Origin of the sequence: Campylobacter aviculae, from assembly GCF_005406215.1 — a bacterium.
Taxonomy (GTDB): domain Bacteria; phylum Campylobacterota; class Campylobacteria; order Campylobacterales; family Campylobacteraceae; genus Campylobacter_D; species Campylobacter_D aviculae.
Window position 1 is genome coordinate 49,476 of sequence record NZ_NXMA01000010.1, and the last position, 21,252, is coordinate 70,727.

Annotated in this window: 24 protein-coding genes; 21 read left to right on the plus strand and 3 right to left on the minus strand. The window is 31.1% G+C overall.

From position 1 onward, the window contains the following. The first annotated feature begins 43 nt into the window (after nucleotides 1-43). From CQA76_RS06345 to argS, 11 genes are all read left to right on the plus strand, one after another. On the plus strand, nucleotides 44-544 hold the full coding sequence (locus CQA76_RS06345) for a ubiquinol-cytochrome c reductase iron-sulfur subunit (protein WP_137622585.1): 501 nt from the start codon (nucleotides 44-46) through the stop codon (nucleotides 542-544). 1 nt (nucleotide 545) lies between these two features. After that, nucleotides 546-1,793, plus strand: a complete 1,248-nt coding sequence (locus CQA76_RS06350; RefSeq protein WP_137622586.1) for a cytochrome b — start codon at nucleotides 546-548, stop codon at nucleotides 1,791-1,793. Further along, complete coding sequence (locus CQA76_RS06355) at nucleotides 1,793-2,905, plus strand: c-type cytochrome (RefSeq protein ID WP_137622587.1); 1,113 nt, start codon at nucleotides 1,793-1,795, stop codon at nucleotides 2,903-2,905. The genes CQA76_RS06350 and CQA76_RS06355 overlap by 1 nt, the downstream gene beginning before the upstream one ends. A gap of 201 nt (nucleotides 2,906-3,106) precedes the next feature. Further along, the gene (gene rpsB, locus CQA76_RS06360; protein WP_137622588.1) at nucleotides 3,107-3,895 is read left to right on the plus strand and encodes a 30S ribosomal protein S2; all 789 of its coding nucleotides are present in this window, start codon (nucleotides 3,107-3,109) and stop codon (nucleotides 3,893-3,895) included. Next, nucleotides 3,895-4,968 carry a translation elongation factor Ts gene (gene tsf, locus CQA76_RS06365; RefSeq protein WP_137622589.1) on the plus strand — a complete coding sequence of 358 codons (1,074 nt, stop codon included), beginning with the start codon at nucleotides 3,895-3,897 and terminating at the stop codon, nucleotides 4,966-4,968. The genes rpsB and tsf overlap by 1 nt, the downstream gene beginning before the upstream one ends. Before the next feature lie 10 nt (nucleotides 4,969-4,978). Beyond that, complete coding sequence (locus tag CQA76_RS06370; protein ID WP_137622590.1) at nucleotides 4,979-5,614, plus strand: ABC transporter ATP-binding protein; 636 nt, start codon at nucleotides 4,979-4,981, stop codon at nucleotides 5,612-5,614. After that, nucleotides 5,601-6,368: a flagellar biosynthetic protein FliR gene (gene fliR, locus CQA76_RS06375; protein ID WP_137622591.1), complete on the plus strand. Its 768-nt coding sequence runs from the start codon at nucleotides 5,601-5,603 to the stop codon at nucleotides 6,366-6,368. The genes CQA76_RS06370 and fliR overlap by 14 nt, the downstream gene beginning before the upstream one ends. A gap of 55 nt (nucleotides 6,369-6,423) precedes the next feature. After that, on the plus strand, nucleotides 6,424-7,914 hold the full coding sequence (locus tag CQA76_RS06380; protein ID WP_137622592.1) for a hypothetical protein: 1,491 nt from the start codon (nucleotides 6,424-6,426) through the stop codon (nucleotides 7,912-7,914). Between the two features lie 3 nt (nucleotides 7,915-7,917). Continuing rightward, the gene (gene gmk, locus CQA76_RS06385) at nucleotides 7,918-8,535 is read left to right on the plus strand and encodes a guanylate kinase (protein WP_137622593.1); all 618 of its coding nucleotides are present in this window, start codon (nucleotides 7,918-7,920) and stop codon (nucleotides 8,533-8,535) included. A 1-nt stretch (nucleotide 8,536) separates the two neighbouring features. Continuing rightward, complete coding sequence (locus CQA76_RS06390) at nucleotides 8,537-8,776, plus strand: Sec-independent protein translocase subunit TatA/TatB (protein ID WP_137622594.1); 240 nt, start codon at nucleotides 8,537-8,539, stop codon at nucleotides 8,774-8,776. A gap of 9 nt (nucleotides 8,777-8,785) precedes the next feature. Then, complete coding sequence (gene argS, locus CQA76_RS06395) at nucleotides 8,786-10,378, plus strand: arginine--tRNA ligase (protein WP_137622595.1); 1,593 nt, start codon at nucleotides 8,786-8,788, stop codon at nucleotides 10,376-10,378. Between the two features lie 91 nt (nucleotides 10,379-10,469). On the opposite strand, the gene CQA76_RS06400 is transcribed toward argS, so the two are convergent. Both CQA76_RS06400 and CQA76_RS06405 read right to left on the minus strand, forming a co-directional pair. Continuing rightward, complete coding sequence (locus CQA76_RS06400) at nucleotides 10,470-10,784, minus strand: DMT family transporter (protein ID WP_137622596.1); 315 nt, start codon at nucleotides 10,782-10,784, stop codon at nucleotides 10,470-10,472. Next, on the minus strand, nucleotides 10,781-11,122 hold the full coding sequence (locus tag CQA76_RS06405) for a DMT family transporter (RefSeq protein ID WP_137622597.1): 342 nt from the start codon (nucleotides 11,120-11,122) through the stop codon (nucleotides 10,781-10,783). The genes CQA76_RS06400 and CQA76_RS06405 overlap by 4 nt, the downstream gene beginning before the upstream one ends. Nucleotides 11,123-11,231: 109 nt before the next feature. On the opposite strand from CQA76_RS06405, the gene CQA76_RS06410 reads away from it, so the two are divergent. The 10 genes from CQA76_RS06410 (at nucleotide 11,232) to CQA76_RS06455 (ending at nucleotide 19,720) form a co-directional block, all read left to right on the plus strand. Continuing rightward, nucleotides 11,232-11,939 carry a YebC/PmpR family DNA-binding transcriptional regulator gene (locus tag CQA76_RS06410; protein ID WP_137622598.1) on the plus strand — a complete coding sequence of 236 codons (708 nt, stop codon included), beginning with the start codon at nucleotides 11,232-11,234 and terminating at the stop codon, nucleotides 11,937-11,939. A gap of 9 nt (nucleotides 11,940-11,948) precedes the next feature. After that, the gene (locus CQA76_RS06415; protein ID WP_137622599.1) at nucleotides 11,949-12,434 is read left to right on the plus strand and encodes a peptidylprolyl isomerase; all 486 of its coding nucleotides are present in this window, start codon (nucleotides 11,949-11,951) and stop codon (nucleotides 12,432-12,434) included. A gap of 113 nt (nucleotides 12,435-12,547) precedes the next feature. Then, the gene (omp50, locus tag CQA76_RS06420; protein WP_137622600.1) at nucleotides 12,548-13,963 is read left to right on the plus strand and encodes an outer membrane tyrosine kinase; all 1,416 of its coding nucleotides are present in this window, start codon (nucleotides 12,548-12,550) and stop codon (nucleotides 13,961-13,963) included. Nucleotides 13,964-13,975: 12 nt separating this feature from the next. Next, the gene (locus tag CQA76_RS06425) at nucleotides 13,976-14,203 is read left to right on the plus strand and encodes a hypothetical protein (RefSeq protein WP_137622601.1); all 228 of its coding nucleotides are present in this window, start codon (nucleotides 13,976-13,978) and stop codon (nucleotides 14,201-14,203) included. A gap of 57 nt (nucleotides 14,204-14,260) precedes the next feature. Then, nucleotides 14,261-14,860 (plus strand): DedA family protein, encoded by a 600-nt coding sequence (locus CQA76_RS06430; RefSeq protein WP_137622602.1) that lies wholly within the window; start codon nucleotides 14,261-14,263, stop codon nucleotides 14,858-14,860. A gap of 284 nt (nucleotides 14,861-15,144) precedes the next feature. Further along, nucleotides 15,145-15,921: a threonine/serine exporter family protein gene (locus CQA76_RS06435; RefSeq protein ID WP_137622603.1), complete on the plus strand. Its 777-nt coding sequence runs from the start codon at nucleotides 15,145-15,147 to the stop codon at nucleotides 15,919-15,921. Further along, nucleotides 15,918-16,412: a threonine/serine exporter family protein gene (locus CQA76_RS06440; protein WP_137622604.1), complete on the plus strand. Its 495-nt coding sequence runs from the start codon at nucleotides 15,918-15,920 to the stop codon at nucleotides 16,410-16,412. Before CQA76_RS06435 ends, CQA76_RS06440 begins: the two co-directional genes overlap by 4 nt. 67 nt (nucleotides 16,413-16,479) lie before the next feature. Continuing rightward, nucleotides 16,480-17,421, plus strand: coding sequence for a cation diffusion facilitator family transporter (locus CQA76_RS06445; RefSeq protein ID WP_137622605.1), 942 nt, complete (start codon nucleotides 16,480-16,482; stop codon nucleotides 17,419-17,421). After that, nucleotides 17,418-17,612 carry a heavy-metal-associated domain-containing protein gene (locus tag CQA76_RS06450; RefSeq protein WP_137622606.1) on the plus strand — a complete coding sequence of 65 codons (195 nt, stop codon included), beginning with the start codon at nucleotides 17,418-17,420 and terminating at the stop codon, nucleotides 17,610-17,612. The genes CQA76_RS06445 and CQA76_RS06450 overlap by 4 nt, the downstream gene beginning before the upstream one ends. Nucleotides 17,613-17,614: 2 nt before the next feature. Continuing rightward, complete coding sequence (locus CQA76_RS06455) at nucleotides 17,615-19,720, plus strand: heavy metal translocating P-type ATPase (protein WP_137622607.1); 2,106 nt, start codon at nucleotides 17,615-17,617, stop codon at nucleotides 19,718-19,720. On the opposite strand, the gene CQA76_RS06460 is transcribed toward CQA76_RS06455, so the two are convergent. Then, nucleotides 19,721-21,250 (minus strand): DNA polymerase III subunit gamma/tau, encoded by a 1,530-nt coding sequence (locus CQA76_RS06460; protein ID WP_137622608.1) that lies wholly within the window; start codon nucleotides 21,248-21,250, stop codon nucleotides 19,721-19,723. Nucleotides 21,251-21,252: the final 2 nt, after the last annotated feature.

The following is a 21,252-nucleotide window of genomic DNA, read 5'->3' on the forward strand; positions in this document are numbered from 1 at the left end:
GATAAACTAATGACTTGTTTAAATAAAAACGAAAGGATTAGTTATGGCTACATCTGAAAGCAGACGAAGCTTTATGGGTTTTGCATTTGGGACAGTAGCTGCTGTAGGCGGTGCTTTTTCACTTGTTGCAATGAAAAAGACTTGGGATCCTCTTCCAAGCGTTAAAGCTGCAGGATTTACTACAGTAGATTTATCAGGAATGCAAGCTGGAGAGCTTAGAACAATAGAATGGAGAAAAAAGCCTATTTTTATCTTAAAAAAAGATGCAAATATGGCAAAAGATACCAAGCGTGATATTGTGGTTGATAATGCCGCATATACTGTTGTTATAGGACTCTGTACTCATTTAGGCTGTATTCCAGCGTATCACCCAAGCGAGCAGATTTTTAAATGTGCTTGTCATGGCGGTGAGTTTGATACAAGCGGAAAAAATATTTTTGGACCTCCTCCAAGACCTCTTGATATCCCTCCTTTTAAAATAGAAGGGACTAAGCTTGTTTTAGGCGAAGAGGGACCAGAATACAAAAAAATGATGGAGGCTTAGTATGGCACATATTAGAAAAGCAAATGGGCTTGTGGATTGGCTTGATCAAAGATTAGCCATTCATAAATTGCTTGATGTTTTAATGGTAAAATATTGGATTCCAAAGCAGATTAATTTTCTTTGGGCTATGGGGGTTATTTTAACCACTCTTTTTGCGGTACTTTTTATTACAGGTCTTTTGCTTGTAATGTATTATAAACCTGATACTGCACTTGCTTTTGATAGTGTAAATAAGACAATCATGCAAGAGGTGGATTATGGTTGGCTTTGGCGTCATATGCACGGTGTGGCTGCTTCTGTGATTTTCTTGATTATCTATATTCATATGCTTACTGGAATTTATTACGGTTCTTATAAACGCGGTAGGGAGATGATTTGGGTAAGTGGTATGCTTCTTTTCGTGGTATTTTCAGCTGAAGCTTTTAGTGGATATATGCTTCCTTGGGGGCAAATGAGTTACTGGGCTGCACAAGTTATTACTAATCTTTTTGGAGGGATTCCTTTTATAGGTCCTGAACTTGTGATTTGGATTCGTGGGGATTATGCTGTATCAGATCCAACCTTGACGAGATTTTTTATGCTCCATGTTTGTTTGCTTCCTATAGTGATCATTTCAATCATTGCATTCCATTTTTATTCTTTAAGAATTCCACATGTAAATAATGAAATTGCCGAAGAATTAGATTTTGATTTAGAAGCAGAAAAATATATGGCAGGAGATACTAAAAATTCAAAAGTAATTCCTTTTTGGCCAGGCTTTTTGTCTAAGGATTTCATGTATATTTGCTTATTTATGATTTTCTTTTTCTATTTGGTTTGTTTTAAATTTGATTTCGCAATGGATCCTATTAATTTCGATCCGGCAAATGCACTTAAAACTCCGGCACATATTTACCCTGAGTGGTATTTTTTATGGAGCTATGAAGTTTTAAGAGGATTTTTCTTTGATATTGCAGGTATTAAAGCTTTCGATATCGGTTTAGCGGCTTTTGGTATTGCTCAAGTGATTTTCTTTTTACTTCCTTGGCTTGATAGAAGTGAAGTGGTAAAACCAGCTCATGAGAGACCTTTATTTTTCATTTGGTTTTGGATATTGTTAGTTGATATGATTGTCTTAACCATTTATGGAAAATTACCTCCAACGGGTGTAAATGCTTGGGTAGGTTTTTATGCTTCTATAGTATTTTTATTACTACTTTTAGTTGTTTTACCTATTATTACTATTATGGAAAGAAAAGGAGCTAAATAATGAGAGAGCTAAAAATATTTTTAGTTGTAGTAGTATTTACTGCCCTTGTATATTGGGGAGTTGAACCCTATGCGCATTCTATAATGAAACCGCATGTTGCTCCTGCGAATTTTGATTTTTCTGCCGAAGACACAGCTTATGCTAAAAGTATAGTAGAACAAAAAGAACTTGCTTTAGCTGAAGCTAAAAAAGCTAATGATTCAAAAAGAATAGAAAGCGCTCAAAAAGATCTTGATAAGGCAAAAGAAGATTTAAATCAAGTTGCAACTCTTTGGGATAGTGTTGCAAAAATAGACTTAGCCAAAGGTGATGTTGCTAAAGGTAAAGAATTTTTTAATACCAATTGTGTTTCTTGCCATGGTATTAAACAAGATAATATACCAGCACCGGTTGCCGATTCTTCCACTTTCGGGGTTATTCCTCCTGATTTAAGTTCAGCTGGAGCTATTTTTGATGAAAAATTTTTAGCCGCTTTGATTATGAATCCTTCGGTAGCGTTAAAGGTTTATCATAAATTCGGAGATGCTTTTATAATGCCTCCTTACCAAGATACTCCAGAAGTTATGAATGCAAACATAGCTAATGTAATCGCTTATCTTAAAGATGTAAGTTCTAAATTTGAGGCTAATGAAGATGCTATGATTAAAAAAGAAGTAGAGGCTAAATATAAAAAATTAGAAAATAGCCCTGAAAAAACAGCTTTAATCGAAAAAGATATTGCATTTGCTAAAGACAAAGCTACTTTTATAGAAGCTTGTGGTCGTTGCCATGATGTTAAATATGATAAATTTTTCACAGCTTCAAATCATAATGATTTGAAAGGTTATTTAGGATCTATACCACCTGATCTTTCAATGATGATTAGATCTCGTGGAGAACAATATCTTCACGATTTTATTAATAACACTCAAAAACTCCTTCCAGGAACTGCTATGCCAAGAGTTGGTTTAACAGAATCTGCTCAAGCTAAAGTTGTTTCTTATATCGAAAAAGTTGGCGATAGTAAAAAAGAAGAAAGAGAAGGCACAGGAATTTATATTATGATTTTCTTTGTCATTTTAAGTATTTTTGCTATAGGTTGGAAACGTTCAGTTTGGTCTAAACTTCATTAAAATTTTGCCACTAAAGTGGCAAAATTTTCTTATATTTTAATCTTTAAATCCATTTTTAAACACTCAAAATTATAATTTATAAGTGAAAACTAAATTTTATTTTGTTATAATACTAGCCTAATTTCACACGCACCAACTTCCTTTTTAGCTTGTTGAGTTAAGGGGTGCGGAGGAATAAAGCTAAATTTATAAGGAGAAATCATGGTTAGCATGAGAGATTTATTAGAATGCGGTGTTCATTTTGGACATCAAACAAGAAGATGGAATCCAAAAATGAAGAAATTTATTTTTGGTGAAAGAAAAGGTATCTATGTTATAGATCTACAAAAAACTTTGAGATATTTTAGATACACTTACAATATCGTTCGTGATGCTGCAGCTGAAGGAAAAACTATACTTTTTGTGGGAACAAAAAAACAAGCTGGTGGAGCGATAAAAGAATACGCTGAAAAATGTGGTATGCCTTATGTAAATCACAGATGGTTAGGTGGTATGATGACTAATTTTGGTACCATTCGTCAATCAATCAGAAAATTAGAAGTTATAGAAAAAATGGAAGAAGATGGAAGTATCAAGCTTTTAACTAAAAAGGAAGCTTTGATGCTTACAAGAAAAAAAGAAAAATTACTTGCTTATCTTGGAGGAATTCGCCATTTAAAAACTCAGCCGGATATGATTTTTGTTATTGATACAGTTAAAGAAAAAATTGCAGTGCAAGAGGCAAATAGATTAAGAATTCCTGTTGTAGCTCCGCTAGATACAAATTGCGATCCTGATTTGGTAACTTATCCTATACCAGGCAATGATGATGCAATTCGTTCTGTGCAACTTTTTTGTCAAGAAATGGCTGAAGCAATCAATGAAGGTAAAGCTTTAAGAGAGCAAGATGGTGAAATTCCAGCTACAGATCGAGAAATTACAGAAGAAGAGAAAAAAGAAGTTTTAGATGAAGTTATGAGTGAAGAAGATTTTAAAGAGGAGCAAGAATAATGGCTGAAATTACTGCTGCAATGGTAAAAGAACTCCGCGAAAGTACTGGTGCGGGGATGATGGATTGTAAAAATGCTTTAAGTGAAACTGATGGAGATTTTGATAAAGCAGTTCAGCTTTTAAGAGAAAAAGGGTTAGGTAAAGCCGCAAAAAAAGCAGATAGACTTGCAGCTGAAGGTTTAGTCAGTGTAAAAGTAAGTGATGACTTTACATGTGCAACTGTTAGTGAGATCAATTCTGAAACGGATTTTGTGGCTAAAAACGATCAGTTTATTGCTTTAACAAAAGATACAACAGCTCACATTCAGTGTAATAATTTGCAAAGCGTTGAAGAACTTCACTCAAGTGTAATCAATGGAGTTAAATTTGAAGAATATCTAAAAAGCCAAATTGCAACTATAGGAGAAAATTTGGTTGTGAGAAGATTTGCCACTTTAAAAGCGAGTGCAAATGGTGTTGTAAATGGCTATATCCACACAAATGGCCGTGTAGGAGTTATCATTGCGGCTGCTTGTGATAATGCTGATATAGCATCAAAATCAAGAGACTTTTTAAAACAGCTTTGTATGCATATAGCCGCTATGAAGCCTAGTTATTTAAGTTATGAAGATCTAGATCTTTCTTTTGTAGAAAATGAATATAAAGCTTTGGTTGCTGAACTTGAAAAAGAAAATGAAGAAAGAAGAAGACTAAAAGATCCAAACAAACCAGAGCTTAAAATTCCTAAATTTGCAAGCCGTAAGCAATTAAATGAACAAATTTTAAAACAAGCTGAAGAAGATATTAAAGCAGAGCTTAAAGCACAAGGTAAACCTGAAAAAATTTGGGATAATATTATTCTAGGAAAAATGAATAGCTTTATAGCGGATAATTCTCAACTTGATAGTAAATTGACTTTAATGGGTCAGTTTTATGTAATGGATGATAAAAAAACTATAGAACAGGTTATTGCTGAAAAAGAAAAAGAATTGGGCGGAAAAATAAAAATTGTCGAATTTGTTCGTTTTGAGGTTGGCGAAGGCTTGGAGAAAAAAACTGAAGATTTTGCCGCTGAAGTAGCTGCACAACTTTAAATGGTTTTCAATGGAACTCTTAAGAGCGGAAAATTTAACTCATAGTTTTGATTATCCGCTTTTTAAGGATTTAAATTTAAAATTAAATACGCAAGATTGTATTGCCATTCAGGGCAGCAGCGGTTGTGGAAAATCAACCTTGCTGCATATACTTTCTTCTTTACTTTATCCTAATCAAGGCAATGTTTTTTATAAGGATAAAAACCTCTATCAATTAAATGAAAACGAAAGACTTCAAATTCGTCGTTATGATTTTGGTGTTATATTTCAAACCCATTATCTTTTTAAAGGCTTTTCAGCTTTGGAAAATATAGAGCTTGCTAGTGTTTTATCTCACCAAGAATTGGATAAAACAATTTTAGAAAGATTAGGCATTGATAAGCTTTTAAATCAAAAGATAGGAAAATTAAGTGGCGGACAACAACAGCGTGTCAGTATAGCTAGAGTGCTTTGCAAAAAGCCAAAAATTATATTTGCAGATGAAGCTACTGGAAATTTAGATTTTGAAAATGCAAAAAATGTCATAGAGCTTTTGATAAATTATGCAAAAGAAAATCATGCAGCTTTATTTTTTGTAACTCATGATGATAAACTTGCGAAATTTTGTGATAAAACTTATATTTTAAACTCTAATGGAATTTGTTAATTATTTAGGCGATAAAAATGTAGCAACTTTTATGTTATTGTTTGCTAGAATGAGTGGTCTTATAGTTTTTTTTCCTTTCTTTTCTCATAATTCTATCCCTATAATTATCAAAACAACTATAGCACTGTTTTTAACTATGTATTTATATCCTTTGGCAAGACTTGAGAATTTGCATTTGGATAGTTTTTTTATTATCCAACTTTTAAGCGAAGTTATATTTGGAATGATAGCCGGTTTAATGCTTCAAATTATTTTTGCCATTATAATGATGGCAGGAGAGCAAATAGCTTTTATTATGGGATTTACCATGGCAAGTGTTTTAGATCCAAGTTCAGGCACAAACATGCCTATCACCTCTCAAATTTTACATTTAATTGCTTTGCTTTTCTTTTTGGCATTTAATGGACATTATCTTATACTTTTATTTTTAAGTCATTCTTTAGAATACATTAGCTTAGGCGGTTTTTATCCACATGAAAATTTAATGCAATATTTAAATTCTGGTATTTTAAATATATTTGTTATAGGTTTTACTATGAGTTTTCCTATACTTGGAATTTCCCTTCTATCTGATATTATTTTTGGACTTTTGATGAAAACAATGCCACAATTTAACCTTATGGTGATTGGTTATCCTATTAAAATAGCCTTAGGTTTCGTGGTTTTAATAGCTATTTTACTTGTAATGATGCAGTATTTTAAAGATTTGATTTTGGAAACAATTACTCATATGCAAACTCTCTTTTTTGTCTAAGCAAAGGATAAATGAAAATTTTGTAGAATAGTAATTATTTTTAAGGATTAAAGCGATGAAAATTTTACTTTTAAATGAAAATTCGGTTGTATCAAAACTGATAAGCCTTAGTGCTAAGAAAATGTCTTATGAATTTGAAGAGCTTGATGCTTATGATGAAAATTTAGGACATTATGATGTTATTGTTGTAGATAGCGATACTCCTGCGCCTCTAAAAATTTTACAAGAAAAATGTGATAAATTAATATTTTTAGCTCCACGTAATCAAACCATAGATATTGATGCACAAGTTTTATATAAACCATTTTTACCTACAGATTTTTTAAATTTACTTAATGGAGAAAATTTAAAAATAGATGATACTATCACTACTTTACCAATTGAAGATTCTACTGATGATTTAACCGATAATTCTGATACAGAAGATTTGAATTTAGAAGATACTGCAAATAGTGAAGTTGATAATCTTGAATGTGATGAAAATGAACTTTCATTAGATGAGGATTTGGAAAAATTATCTTTAGATGATACAGAAGAAATCAAAAATGAAGAAAATGCAGAAGATATAAATTTAGAAGATGAAGAGTCAAAAACTAATGATATTGACATTTTAGAAGATGAAAATCAAATAGCTTTAAATGATTCTGCTGAGATAGAAGAAAATATCCAAGAGCAAGATGCTAGTGAACAATTGCAACAAGAAAATCAAGATCTAGAAATCAATGAAGAAGCTCTTATAGAGGAGATTCAAGCTGACAATATAGGTGAAGCAAATGAAGAAAAAGCTATAGAAGATGAAATTATAGAAGAAAAATCTAACGAAGTTTTAGAAGAACAAAATGAAGAAATTTTACAGGAAAAAGAAGTCTTGAATGAAGAGAATGAAAATGTAGCTGATGTTGAAAAAGAGACTTTAGATGATGAATTGCCTATAGTTGAGGAGCAAGAAAAAGAAGTTGATTTTAATGACATTCCAGAAGACGCTGAATTTTTAGGTGAAGCAAAAGAAGAAACCCAAGAATTAGAACAAGATTTTTTACCAGTTGTTGAAGGAGAAGAAGAATCACCTTTAGATGAAAGTAATGATTTTGGAAATTTAAGCACTCAAGATCAAATAAAAGAAGAATTAGCGGAGCTTGATGAACTTGAACACGAAATAGATGACAATGATAGCCCTCAAATTTTAGAAGATTTTAAAGATGAGCCAGTTTTTGATACAAAGGATTTACAAGTTGATGATGATGAAGTGATCGTCCCTAATTTATCAGCTAGTGAATTTGATGAGCTTAAAGAAAGTGAAATACAACAAGCTTTAGGGGAAGAAGTAACAGCCCAAATCGATGAAGAATTTGAAGAAGAGGCAGAAATTTCAGAAGAATCATCTGTATCTACGAGTAAGGATACAGCCGAAGAAGAGATTGTAAATGAATTAAGTCAAAGTATTGCTGGAGCAATCACTTCAAGCATTAAAGATGATACTTTAAAAGCGGCTCTTAAGGGTATGAATATGAATATTAATATTAACGTAAGTTTCAATGAGGAATAATGTTTGAGTGGTTTTATTTTACTAGTGTCAGGCCCTAGTGGGGCAGGTAAATCTACACTTTTAAAAAAACTTTTTGAAGAATTTGAAACAGAGCTTTATTTTTCTATTTCATCTACTACAAGATTACCAAGAGAAGATGAAAAAAATGGAGTGCATTATTATTTTGTTAGTCATGATGAATTTCAAGAAGATATAAAAAATGATTATTTTTTGGAATGGGCTAAAGTGCATGAAAATTTTTATGGAACTTCTCTTAAATATACAGAAGAAGCACTTAATAATGGAAAAATAGTCGTTCTTGATATAGATGTGCAAGGATATAAAATAGCCAAAAAAAAGTTGCAAGATAAAATTGTTTCCGTTTTTATCACAACAAAGGATAAAGAAGAGTTAAAAAAAAGACTTATTAAGCGAAATACTGATACAATAACACAATTAGAAAAAAGATTAGAAAATGCAAGTGATGAAATGAAAGAGCTTTGCGAGTATGATTATTTGATCATAAATGATAAACTCGATCAAAGTTATGAAGCATTGCGAGCGATTTTAATTGCCCACAAATTTAAAACAAAAGGGCAAGATCTAGATCGAATTCAAAATACTTGGAATAAAGGAGAGTAAAATGGGTGGTTGGTCAAGTCCTAGTCATTGGTTGATTATTTTATTAATTGTTGTATTGCTTTTTGGAGCGAAAAAGATTCCAGAACTTGCAAAAGGTTTGGGCAAGGGTATAAAAACCTTTAAAGATGAGATGAATAGCGACGATGAAGCAGCTAAAAATACTCAAAAAATTGAAGAAAAGCAAAACATAACAAATAATACAAATTCAGATGCAAATATAGATGAAACGAAGAAAGTTTAAGGTTTTTTCTTGAAAAATATTATTTTTGATGAAGTCAAAAAGGTTTTGCAGTGCGATTTTATACTTGAAAATCCTAAGGATAAAAATCTAGCACATTTTGCTACACCTTTAGCCTTTTCTTTAGCTAAGGAATTTAAAAAATCTCCTATGATTATAGCCGATGAATTAGCACAAAAATTTCAAAATCATCATTGTTTTGAAAAGGTTGAAGCTATCAATGGTTATCTTAATTTTAAAATTTCAAAAAAATTCTTAAATCAACTTGCCAGTGATGCTTTGAAAAATCCAGATGATTTTGCTAAAGATAAACATAAAACTCAAACTTTTTTACTTGAATACGTGAGTGCAAATCCTACGGGTCCATTGCATATAGGTCATGCAAGAGGAGCTATTTTTGGAGATACTCTGACAAGAGTAGCAAGACATTTGGGTTATAAATTTGACACAGAGTATTATGTCAATGATGCAGGCAATCAAATTTATCTTCTTGGGCTTTCTGTTTTATTAAGCGTGAAAGAGAAAATTTTAAAAGAGGAAGTAGAGTATCCAGAGCAGTATTACAGAGGTGATTATATCAGCGATTTGGCTGAAGAGGCTTATGAAAAATTTGGAAAAGATTTTTTCAAGGAAGAAAATATCCCTTCTTTGTCGGATTGGGCAAAAGATAAAATGCTTGTTTTAATCAAGCAAAATTTAGATCAAGCAAAAATTAAAATCGATAATTATGTAAGCGAAAGATCCTATTATGATGCTTTAAATTCAACTTTAGAAGCTTTAAAAGAGCATCAAGGTATTTATGAAAAAGAGGGAAAAATTTGGCTTGCCTCTTCTTTAAAGGGCGATGAAAAAGATCGCGTGATCATCCGTGAAGATGGTCGTGGAACTTATTTGGCTGCTGATATAGTTTATCATAAAGATAAGATGAGTCGTGGTTATGATAAATGTATCAATATTTGGGGAGCGGATCATCACGGATACATTCCTAGAATGAAAGCGGCTATGGATTATTTAGGTTTTAATCCTGATAATCTTGAAATCATTTTAGCACAAATGGTCTCTTTGCTTAAAGATGGAGAACCTTACAAGATGAGTAAAAGAGCAGGAAATTTCATTTTAATGAGCGATGTTTTAAATGAAATAGGATCTGATGCGTTACGTTATATATTTTTAAGTAAAAGATGTGATACTCATTTAGAATTTGACGTGAGTGATTTACAAAAAGAAGATAGTTCAAATCCTGTTTTTTATATCAATTACGCTCATGCAAGGATTCATCAAGTTTTTGCAAAAGCAAATAAAAGCGTCGCAGATATTATTAAAGCCGATTTAGAAAATTTAAATCAAGATGGGATCAACTTGCTTTTTGAGGCTTTAAATTTAAAAGCTGTTTTAAATGATGCTTTTGATAGCAAATCTTTGCAAAAAATTCCAGATTATCTAAAAAATTTAGCGGCAAGTTTTCATAAATTTTATAATGAAAATAAAGTAGTTGGAACAGAGAATGAAGATAGTTTGTTGAAATTATTTGCAATGGTTGCTTTAAGCATAAGAACCGCTTTTGCTTTGATGGGAATTGAAGCTAAAAATAGAATGAATAATTAAATCAGTAAGAAAATTCATTTTATTTAATTTTTTAATTATGGTTTGGTTGATTTAGTTAGATTTTGTAATTTTTAAGTTATGGTAGCGGAATTTATATATTGAGTAAAATCACAGCCGCTATAGTTAAAAAAACGCCACAAATTCCTATTTTATTTAATTTTTCTTTATATAAAATCCAGCCTCCAGCACAAGTTCCGATAATCCCTATAGCACCCCAAGTCGAATAAGCAATACTTAAAGGCACGTATTTTAAAGCAAAAGAGAGTAGAAAAAAAGCTAAGATAGCACTAAAAATAGCAGCTATTCCCCAAAATTTATATTTAAAACCATCTGATTTTTTAAGTAATAAATTGGCTAGGATATCTAAAAATGCAGATAGAATAATAACTAGTAGATAAAATTTCACTCTTTAACTTCTCCAATATTGATCATAATAATCCCAGCTATAGAACAAATAATGCCTAGAATTTGACTTAGGGTTAAATTCTCTTTAAAAATGATAAAAGAAATTGCAAGGATTAAAATAATACCTAGTAATTCCCAGACTGCATATGCAATTCCAATTTGAATTTTTTTTATTGCTTTTCCCATAAAAAAATAAGAAAAAGCAATAAACATAGCCATAAAAAAATAACCCAAAATCACGTTTTCCATTTTTAAAAAACTTGTGCCTAAAACTTCAAAAACAATCGCACATATCAAAAAAAACCAAGCTTTAAAAAGTTCTTTTTTTACTACAATCACTCTAATCCTTTAAAAATTAAGTGCTGAAATCATATCATTTAAAGCTTTAATCAGCCTTTTTGTTTTATACTTTCAAGCGTAAAAATCTTTTTAAGAAAGTGAGAAAGTTATGGGACGAGCGTTCGAATACCGAAGAGCTTCTAAAGAGGCTAGATGGGATAAGATGAGTAAGCTTTTTCCTAAGCTTGCTAAGGCTATACAAGTAGCAGCCAAAGAAGGTGGGCCTGATCCTGATATGAATCCAAAATTAAGAAGTGCTATAGCGACTGCTAAAGCTAATAATATGCCTAAAGATAACATCGATGCAGCGATTAAACGTGCGAGTGGTAAAGATAGCGTGGATATAAAAAACATCCATTATGAAGGAAAAGCAGCACATGGAGTTTTAGTGATCGTTGAGTGTATGACGGATAATCCTACTAGAACAGTGGCAAATGTAAAAGCTATTTTTAGTAAAAATGGCGGAGAAATTTTGCAAAATGGATCCTTGGGCTTTATGTTTAATCGAAAAGCGGTTTTTCATCTTGAAAAATTTGCAGGAGACTTAGAAGAATTAGAACTTGATCTAATCGATGCTGGTCTTGAAGAATTAGAACAAAATGAAGAAGAATTAGTTATCAGTGGAGATTATACTGCCTTTGGAGAATTAAGCTCGGCTATAGAAGCTAAAGGTTTGGTGCTTAAAAAAGCCGGACTTGAATATATAGCTAACAATCCTTTAAGTTTTAGCGAAGAGCAACTTAACGATATAGAAAAGCTTTTAGATAAACTTGAAGAAGATGATGATGTTCAAGCTGTTTATACCAATATAGAATAAGGAGAAAAAATGCTTAAGCAAATAGATATTAGTAACGCAAGCAAATATAAATTTGCTTTAATTAAAACAGAAAAAGGCACGATGAAAGTTGAGCTTTTTGCGGATGAAGCTCCTCAAACGGTTTGTAATTTTGCCAATTTGGCTAATGAGGGATTTTATAAAGATTTAACTTTTCATAGAGTGATTCCAAATTTTGTTGTGCAAGGAGGTTGTCCTTATGGCAATGGCACAGGCGGACCTGGCTATGAAATTCCTTGCGAGTGTGATGATCAAAAGCATCAGCATTTACGTGGAACTTTATCAATGGCACACGCAGGAAGAGATACCGGTGGATCACAATTTTTTATTTGCCATAGCCCACAGCCTCATTTAGATGGAGTGCATACTATTTTTGGGCAAATTGATTTGGAAGATAAGGAAAGTTTAGAGGTGCTAGACTCAATACGCCAAGGAGATAAAATCTTAGATATAGAAATTTTAGAATTTATTGAGTGAATTTTCTTTAAAGAGATAAATTTCCTAATAAAAAATAGTTAATGTAATCTAAATTAAAGCTTTCTTTTTTTAAAATTACGATTTACAATGAAATATTAAAAGGAGTTATTATTATGAAAACTAAGTTTTCACTTATTTTAAGTGCCTGTATCCTTTCATCATCACTTTTTGCACAAACGACAGATGATGAAATTACTAAGCTTCAAAAACAGCTTGCAAAAATTCAAGCAGAATTAAAAGAAATCAGAAAAGAAAGAGAAGCTCAAGCCAAGCGTAACAAAGAAGTTAGCGCCGAACTTGCTGATCTTAACGATAGAGCAGATGACAATGAATTTCAAGCTGCTTTAAGCAAGGTTAAATTTGGGCTTGAATTCTCAAATGCTGTTTCAAACACAAACTATAAACTTCCTACTACAAGTTATCATGCAAATAACAAGTGGATGATGGAACTTCATTTAAATATGAATGCAGATATCAATGATAAGACTAAATTCTATGGTCGTTTGTCTATGGCTAAAAACTGGTCTCAAATGGGATGGAGTGGAGATCCACTTGAGTTAGATGCAGGAAGAAACACAAGAACAAGTGGCCCTGTTCTTTATGTAGATAGAGCTTATCTTGATTATTATATCACTCCTGAGTGGATTGCGACTATAGGAAGACAACCTGGAACAGATGGTCCTGGAACAAATCTTAGAAACAATGCTTTAAGACAATCAACCTATCCAGCTTTAGCGATCAATACTTTAGGCGATGCTGCGGTTATCACTTATAAACCTGAAAGCTTACAAGATCATAAAGTAGCTATCCGTGCAGCTTATGGTAAAGCTTATCAATGGGATGAAGAAGGAAAAGTAAGAGACTGGATGAGTGATCAACAAGATGCAGATGCAAATCTTTACTATGCAGCAGTAGAAGGAGAACTTCCTTTGGGTAGTATGGGAAATAACTTGATTATTTTCAATGTGGCTCATATGACAGATTTTTCATTGCCAATTCCTGGAACAAATGTGTTGGATGATGATGAAGTTATTAATTTAGGAGCCTTGACTTTAGCAAACATCCATTTTGAAAATTATAATACCTTTGGAACGAATTTCAATTGGTTTGCGTCTTTAGGTTATTCTAATGGAAGCAATAATGAAATAAACCCATTAATAAGTGCAGCTCTTGCTAGCCAAGGATATGGTGATGGTAAATTTAACGAAGAAGATGGCTATGCGGTGCATGTAGGTGGACGTTATGATTTTACCAAAGCTTTAAAAGTGGGTTATGAGTTCTTCTGGGGAAGCAGATACTGGTATACTATGTCTCGCCCAAGTATCAATGATCCACTTAATATAAGAATGACTAGAGGTATAGCCAATGATTTCTATGTGATTTATCAGCTTGATAGATATCAATTCTTAAGATTAAGCTATACCAATATCCAAAACAAATGGGGTAATCGTGGAATTCCATTTGGTGGAGCTAAAAAAGAAAAAGAAAGAGCTGATAATATTATGTTGATGTATAATGTGAAATTTTAAGGAGTGAGTGATATGAAAAGAATACTTTTTTTAAGTTTATTGCCTATCATTGCCTTGGCTGATTGTGCGAGTTTAATGGCAAAATATGAAGCTCCAGAACCAGAATCAAAAACAATGAAGCAAATTGAACGCTGGGTAAATAAAAAAGTTAAAGACGCTAACGATGCTGCTGTTTTAAAAGAGTGTATGGTTGCTCGTGCAGCGGATAATCCAAATCAAGTTTCAGTTGCTGGTAAATAATAAAAGCGGTTTTAAACCGCTTTTAATCTTCTAAATTTCTTTTTTTACAAAATCAATATGCAAGATTTTATTTCTTTTATTATCGAAAATGTAAGTGCTTGGGGTTATATTGGTATTATAATTTTAATGACTTTAGAGAGTTGTTTTATACCTTTTCCTAGTGAAGCAGTGATGATACCTGCTGGATATTTAGCCCATAAGGGAGAGCTTGATATCACTCTTTGTATATTAAGTGGAATTTTAGGCTCTGTTTTGGGTGCTTTGATCAATTATTATATTTGTTTTTTTATGGGCAGACGCTTTGTTTTAAGGTGGGGAAAGTATTTTGGTATTACAGAAAAAAAATTTGTAAAATTTGAAAATTTTTTCAATAAACATGGTGAATTTTCTACTTTTACTTGCCGACTTTTACCAGGAATTCGTCAATATATTTCAATGCCAGCGGGTCTTGTTAAAATGAAGCTTTTTAATTTTATTCTTTTTACAGCACTTGGCAGTGCTATTTGGGTAAGCATATTGGTTTTTTTAGGTTATTTTTTAGGACAAAATCAAGAACTCATTCAAATTTATTTAACTCAAATTATAATTTTTATTATTATTTTTGTGATTATAATGGCTATAATTTATATGAAATTTAAATCTTTGGTTATATTTTAGAATTTTAAAAAGTTTATACCTATTTTAAAAAGTATTGTTTTAGAGCATAAAATCTTAATCATAATAAATGAGGTAATTATAGAATTTAGATTAAAAAACGAATGCTATTTTTATTTTTAACTACGATTTTTAAGATTATTTATATGTGAGAAATTAAGGTTTTTATAGATAAAATCACTCTTGTTTTATCTTTTATTAAAATCTTTATTAAAACTATTTTTAATGTTTTATTTTTTATTTTAAAATTTTGCTATAATAATCCAAAAAATTAAAGATCGTATAATATGCAAAAACCAGATATTCAAAGTTTGACAAATTTTCTTATTGTTTATACCAAGACTTTACTAGCAGCTGGAACTTATACATCTAGAGTTTCTAAGTGTGTAGGAAGAATAGCTGAAGTTTATGGTTATGAAATTAATATTAATTTCTTTTTTCATCATATTACTTTAAATATTGTCGATAAAAAGGATAATTCTATACATAGAACTTATGTAATTCCTAATGATTATGCGTCTATTAATTTTAAAATCATTTTAGATTTAAGTGCTTTAAGTTGGGCTATATATGATCACAAATACGATCTTGAAAAGGCAAAAACAATATTTGATCGAGTTACTCATCAAGAAAAGCGTTCCTTTATAATCAATCTTCTTTTAGTCTCTATTGCAAATTCAGCTTTTTGTAGGCTTTTTGGTGGTGATTTTGGTTCTGGAATTTTGGTATTTTTTGGTACTTTTTTGGGGTTAATTTTAAGATTTATTTTTACAAATATTAAAATAGATTTAAGAATTCAATATATCATTTGTTCTTTTATTTCTTCAGGTTTTGTTTTTTTGGGTTTAGATATGGGCTACACAAATACATCTGATGTGGCTTTAGGTTCTAGCATTTTATATCTTATCCCTGGAGTCTTTTTTATCAATTCAGTGATAGATATACTTAAAGATCATATTTTAATGGGAATTAGTCGTATTGTTAGTGTTGGAATTTTGATATCTTGTATCGCACTTGGAATTTATATGACGCTTAGTTTATCAGATTTTGGAATTTTACAATGATAGAATTTGTTTTAAAAGATATGTTTTTTGCAGCTTTAGCTGGTTTTGGATTTGCTTATGCTTGCAATCCCCCTTTAAAAACACTTATAGCTTCTGCATGTTTGGCTGCTATAGCACATGGGTTTCGTTTCACTTTAATGGAGTATTTTCATTTTCAAACTTTAGCTATAGCGACTTTTATGGCTTCTTTTTGTATAGGATGTTTAGGTATTGTTTTAGCTAAGGTTATGAAAACTCCTGCAGAGATTATTGCCTTTCCTGCACTAATACCTATGATACCTGGAATTTACGCTTACAAGGCGATTTTATATCTTATTTCATTTATACGCAGTGATGATCTTCAGGCTAAATCTGAATTTTTGGTGCAATTTTTTGATTATTTCTTTACTACCGTTTCTGTAACTTTGGCTTTAGCTATAGGAGTGAGCGTTACTTTGCTTATATTTTTTGAGCAAAGTTTTATGATGACAAGGCATGCAAAGAAAGATTAAATTTTTAAAATAGCTATATTGATTTTTATTCTTTTATTATACAATAATAATAATAAAAAGGATAAAAATGCAAAAATATCTATCACACCAACCTCTTGTAAAAAAATGCCATCATGAACATCATTCTCATGAACATCATTCTCATCATGATGCACGTTCTATAGATAAAAAAATTTTAAGAATATCTCTTATTATGACTTTTTTAATGATGCTTGTGCAATTTGTGTATTCTATACTTTCTAATTCTTTAGCATTATTAAGCGATACTTTACATATGTTTTCTGATGTTTTTGCTTTGGGACTTAGTTTTTTTGCTATTATTGCGATTGAAAAATTTAAAGACAAGCAAAAAACTTTTGGTTATTTTAGATTGGAGATTTTAGTTGCTTTTGTTAATGCATTGACTATTGTTTTATCTGCAATTTTTATCATTTATGAAGCCATAGAAAAATTATTTAATCCTATAGTTATAGATGTTAAGACTATGATCGTTGTTGCAATTTTGGGTTTTTTAGTCAATGCCTTTAACGCCTTTTTGATGTTTAGAGGAGCGAATTTAGATAATGTCAATATGAAATCTGCTTTTTTGCATATGATGAGTGATTTGTTTGGCTCTTTGGTTGTAATTGTAGGTGGGATTGTGATATATTTTACCAATATTTATTATATTGATACCATTTTAGCTTTAATACTTTCATTACTGCTTTTAAGATGGGCTATTAAGCTATTAAGAAAAAGTATCAATATTTTATTAGAAACTTCTCCTGTGGATATAAAAAGTGTTGAAGAGCTTATTTTAAAACATAGACAAGTTTGCAAGATCACTGATTTGCATGTAGTTGAAATTACAAATGAGATGTTTGTAGCGACTTTGCATATTGAAATCAATATTGAAAATTTGGTAGAATTTGAAATTCTTTACAAAGAACTCTCAAAGGAGCTTTTAGAGCATTTTAATATAGGACATATTACAATACAACCAAGCATGGTTAAAAAGGAAAATCAATGAAATTTAAAGTAAAAAATGTCAATTGTATAAATTGTGTCAATTTGATAAAAAATTCATTACAAGATGAGTATGGTCCCATAGATATAGATTTAGAAAATAAAATTCTAAATGTGAATTTACAAGAAGAGCAATTGGAAAATTTTAAAAATGAAATTCAAGATTTAGGATTTGAAATCGTAGAGCGTATATAAAAATGCAAGAATTCCGTGTAAAAATAGGAAAGATGACCTGTGTTAATTGTTCCAATGCCATCGAGCGTGCTTGCAAAAAAATAGAAGGTGTTGAAGAAGCTAGCGTTTCTTATGTGAATTCGAGTGGAATTTTTTTAATCCAAAATGATGAAAAACGCAAAGAAATTTTAGAAAAAATAAAAAAACTAGGTTTTGAAATTTTAGAAGATGAACAAAGCTTGGAAGAGTATAAGATAAAAAAACACATCGAGCTTAGAAAAAATTTACTTTTAAGTATAGTTTTAAGCATTGTTGTGATGTATTTTGAAATGTTTGATCAAAGTTTTTTTTCACAAAATATGCAAATGTTTTTAAGCTTTTTTGGGATTTTTTATTGTGGAAGAGATTTTTTCTTCCATGCTTTTTTAGGATTTAAAAATAAAAACTTAGATATGAATACCCTTATAGTTTTAGGAACTTTAAGTGCTTTTATATACTCTTGCTTAGAATATTTTAAAGTTTTTAATGAAGGATATTTGTATTTTAGTGGCGCTATGATGATTGTTTCTTTTGTGCTTTTGGGAAAATATCTTGAAAATAAGATCAAGTTAAAGGCTGAAAACTATCAAAAAACACTTGAAAAAATTGATACAAAAAAGGCAAGAATTTTGCTTGAAAATGGTGAAGTTAAAGAAATTTCTAGTGCTTTTGTTAAGGCTGGGGATATTATTTTAGTCAAAGAGGGTGAAAGTATAGTTGTTGATGGGGTAGTATTAAGTGGAAGTGCCGAAGTTAATATGAGTTTTTTAAATGGAGAATTTTTTCCTGTTTTAAAAAAAGAAAATGATGAGGTTCAAGCTGGTGGCGTGGTTTTAAACGGGGTTTTGAAAATAAAGGCTACTAAAAAAGCAATGGATAGCACTTTGGAGCAAATAAAAAATTTAGTTTTTTATGCAGGAAATATTAAAACTCCATTAGCAACCTTAACAGATAAAATTTCTAAATATTTTGTAGCAAGTATTATTGTTTTAGCTTTATTTGTGTTTTTATTTTGGTTTTTTAAGGCAAATTTAAATACAGCTTTTTTGCGTGCTTGTGCTGTGCTATTAATTTCTTGTCCTTGTGCTTTAGGACTTGCAACGCCTATTGCATTGGCTATAGCAAGTTCAAATGCAGCTAGAAATTTTATTTTGCTTAAAAATCCTGCCGCCTTAGAAAGACTTAGCGAAATCAAACTTGTTTATTTTGATAAAACAGGGACACTTACCAAAGAAGAATTAGATGTTATTAAGCATAATTTAAACGGAGATGGTTTTAAAAAATTATGTGAAATTGAAACTTTAAGTTCTCATCCTATTGCAAAAAGTTTGAGTAAAAATATCAATCTTGAATTAAAAGGTGAAGTTAATATTATTTCAGGTGAGGGTATTATCTACAAAGAAGATGATGATATATATTTTATAGGGAGTAGATATTTTTTAGATAGTAACGGTATTGATACTAAAGAATGCGATCAATTTTTTAATCAATTTAAAAATTTAGGCAGTATCAAGGTGTATTTTGCGAAGAATTTTCGTTGTTTGGGAGGAGTTTTGCTTGATAGCTCTTTAAAAGAGGGTGCAAAAGAACTTATAATAGGATTGAAAAAACAAGGGATTAAGAGTGTAATTTTAAGTGGAGATAATCAAGAAAGCGTTGAAAAGATAGCCAAAGAATTGGATATCAGCGATTTTTACTCTCAATTAAAGCCGGAAGAAAAACTTCAAATCATTCAAAATTCAAAGAAAGCTTTATTTGTAGGAGATGGGCTTAATGATGCAGCGGGATTATCTTTAGCAAGTGTGAGTATGAGTTTTTCAAAGGCCAATGAGTTGGCTAGGAAAACGGGAGATTTTATTTTGATTAAGGAAAATTTAGCAAATATTTTATATTGTTTTTTCCTTTCTAAAAAAACGAAAAAGATTATAAAGTTAAATCTTTTTTGGGCTTTCATTTATAATGTGCTTTGTATTCCCATCGCAGCGGGTTTTGTGCCTTTCATAACTTTAAGTCCGCACTATGCAGCTTTGGCTATGTGTTTTAGTTCTATAACAGTTGTGCTTAATTCTTTGCGGTTAAAAAATATTTGATTATTCTTGAATTTGAGGTTCTCCAAAACAATCTTTCAAAGCCTCTTTAACGTCCTCTTCGGGATTAAATTTTTTAGCACCTTGTTTGAGTTCATTAAAAGATGAATTAAGATCGAGTTTGGAATTTGAAAGAGTACTAGGATCTTGAGTGATGGATTGGAGTTTGCTTTCATCAATGGCCATTTCTTTTTGGACAGCAATTTTTGCATTTTGTCCTAATTTATCTTTTAAAAGCTCTTGTATGAGTTTAAAGCCTTTATTAAGTTGGGTACGATTTTCTCTTGTTGCATTAGAACTTATCGTTAAAATCTCATTTTCATAACTGATAAATTGTGTGCTTTTTTCAAAGCATTCCCCAAGTTCATAATCCCTATCATATATAGCCTCTAAAAGCAATTCATAGGCATTTTTTGCTTTTGGTTTTTCCTCAATTTTTTGTTCTAAAATTGGTGTGATTTTTGGAGTGATATTTTCAGCTTTTCTTTGTTCAATTTCATTGATTTGTGTATCAATTTCTTTAAGATAGCTTGCTTCCATCATCATAAAAGCCATCACACAAAGCGTAAAGCCATCATCATCACAAATCATATTTTTAGCACGAGCTAAAATACGGAAAAATCTTTCATAAATTAGAGTTGAAAATTCAGTGCTTCTAGCAAAAAAACTTTCTTTAAGATAAAATAGCATCTCATCTATAACGCTAGAGGCTTCATATTCTTTGAGTTCATCTAAGAAATCAAAAACTTTTTCTTTGTTTTTAGTCAAAATAGCATGGTAAAATTCTTTGATTTTATTTGGATCCAAAAAGCCTAACATATCAGTGATTTTAAGTACGCTAATATCGTTTTGACAAAAAATAATAGCTTGATCAAGCAAAGTCAGTGTATCTCTTAAAGATCCATTGCCACTTCTTGCAAGAAATTTTAAAGCTTCTTCTTCAAAACGAACATTTTCTTTGATGAGAATTTCTTTAAGATGATTTTGAATTTCACTTTGTGGAATTTGCTTAAAGCGAAAATGTTGAGTCCTTGATAAAACCGTAGCGGGAAGTTTTAAAGGATCGGTGGTTGCAAGTATAAATTTTACATAGCTTGGCGGTTCTTCTAGGGTTTTTAAAAGTGCGTTTGCAGCTTGAGGGGTAAGCATATGCACTTCATCGATAATGAAAATTTTAAAACGAGCCATAGAAGGAGCGTATTTAGTTTGTTCGATCAAAGCTTGTATATCTTCAAGACCACGATTGCTTGCCGCATCCATTTCTATGATATCGATGTGTTTTCCCTCTAAAGCCGCGATACACTGCTTACAAGTTCCACAAGGAGTATCGCTAGGCCCTTGATCGCAAACCAAAGCTCGAGAAAAAATTCTAGCACTAGAGGTTTTTCCACTACCTCTTAAACCTGAAAAAAGATAAGCATGGGCTAGGCGGTTGTTGTTGAGTGCGTATTTTAAACTTGTGCTAACAGTTTTTTGCCCTATAAGCTCATCAAAGGTTTTTGGTCTATATTTAACGGCTAGTGCTTGAAGCATTT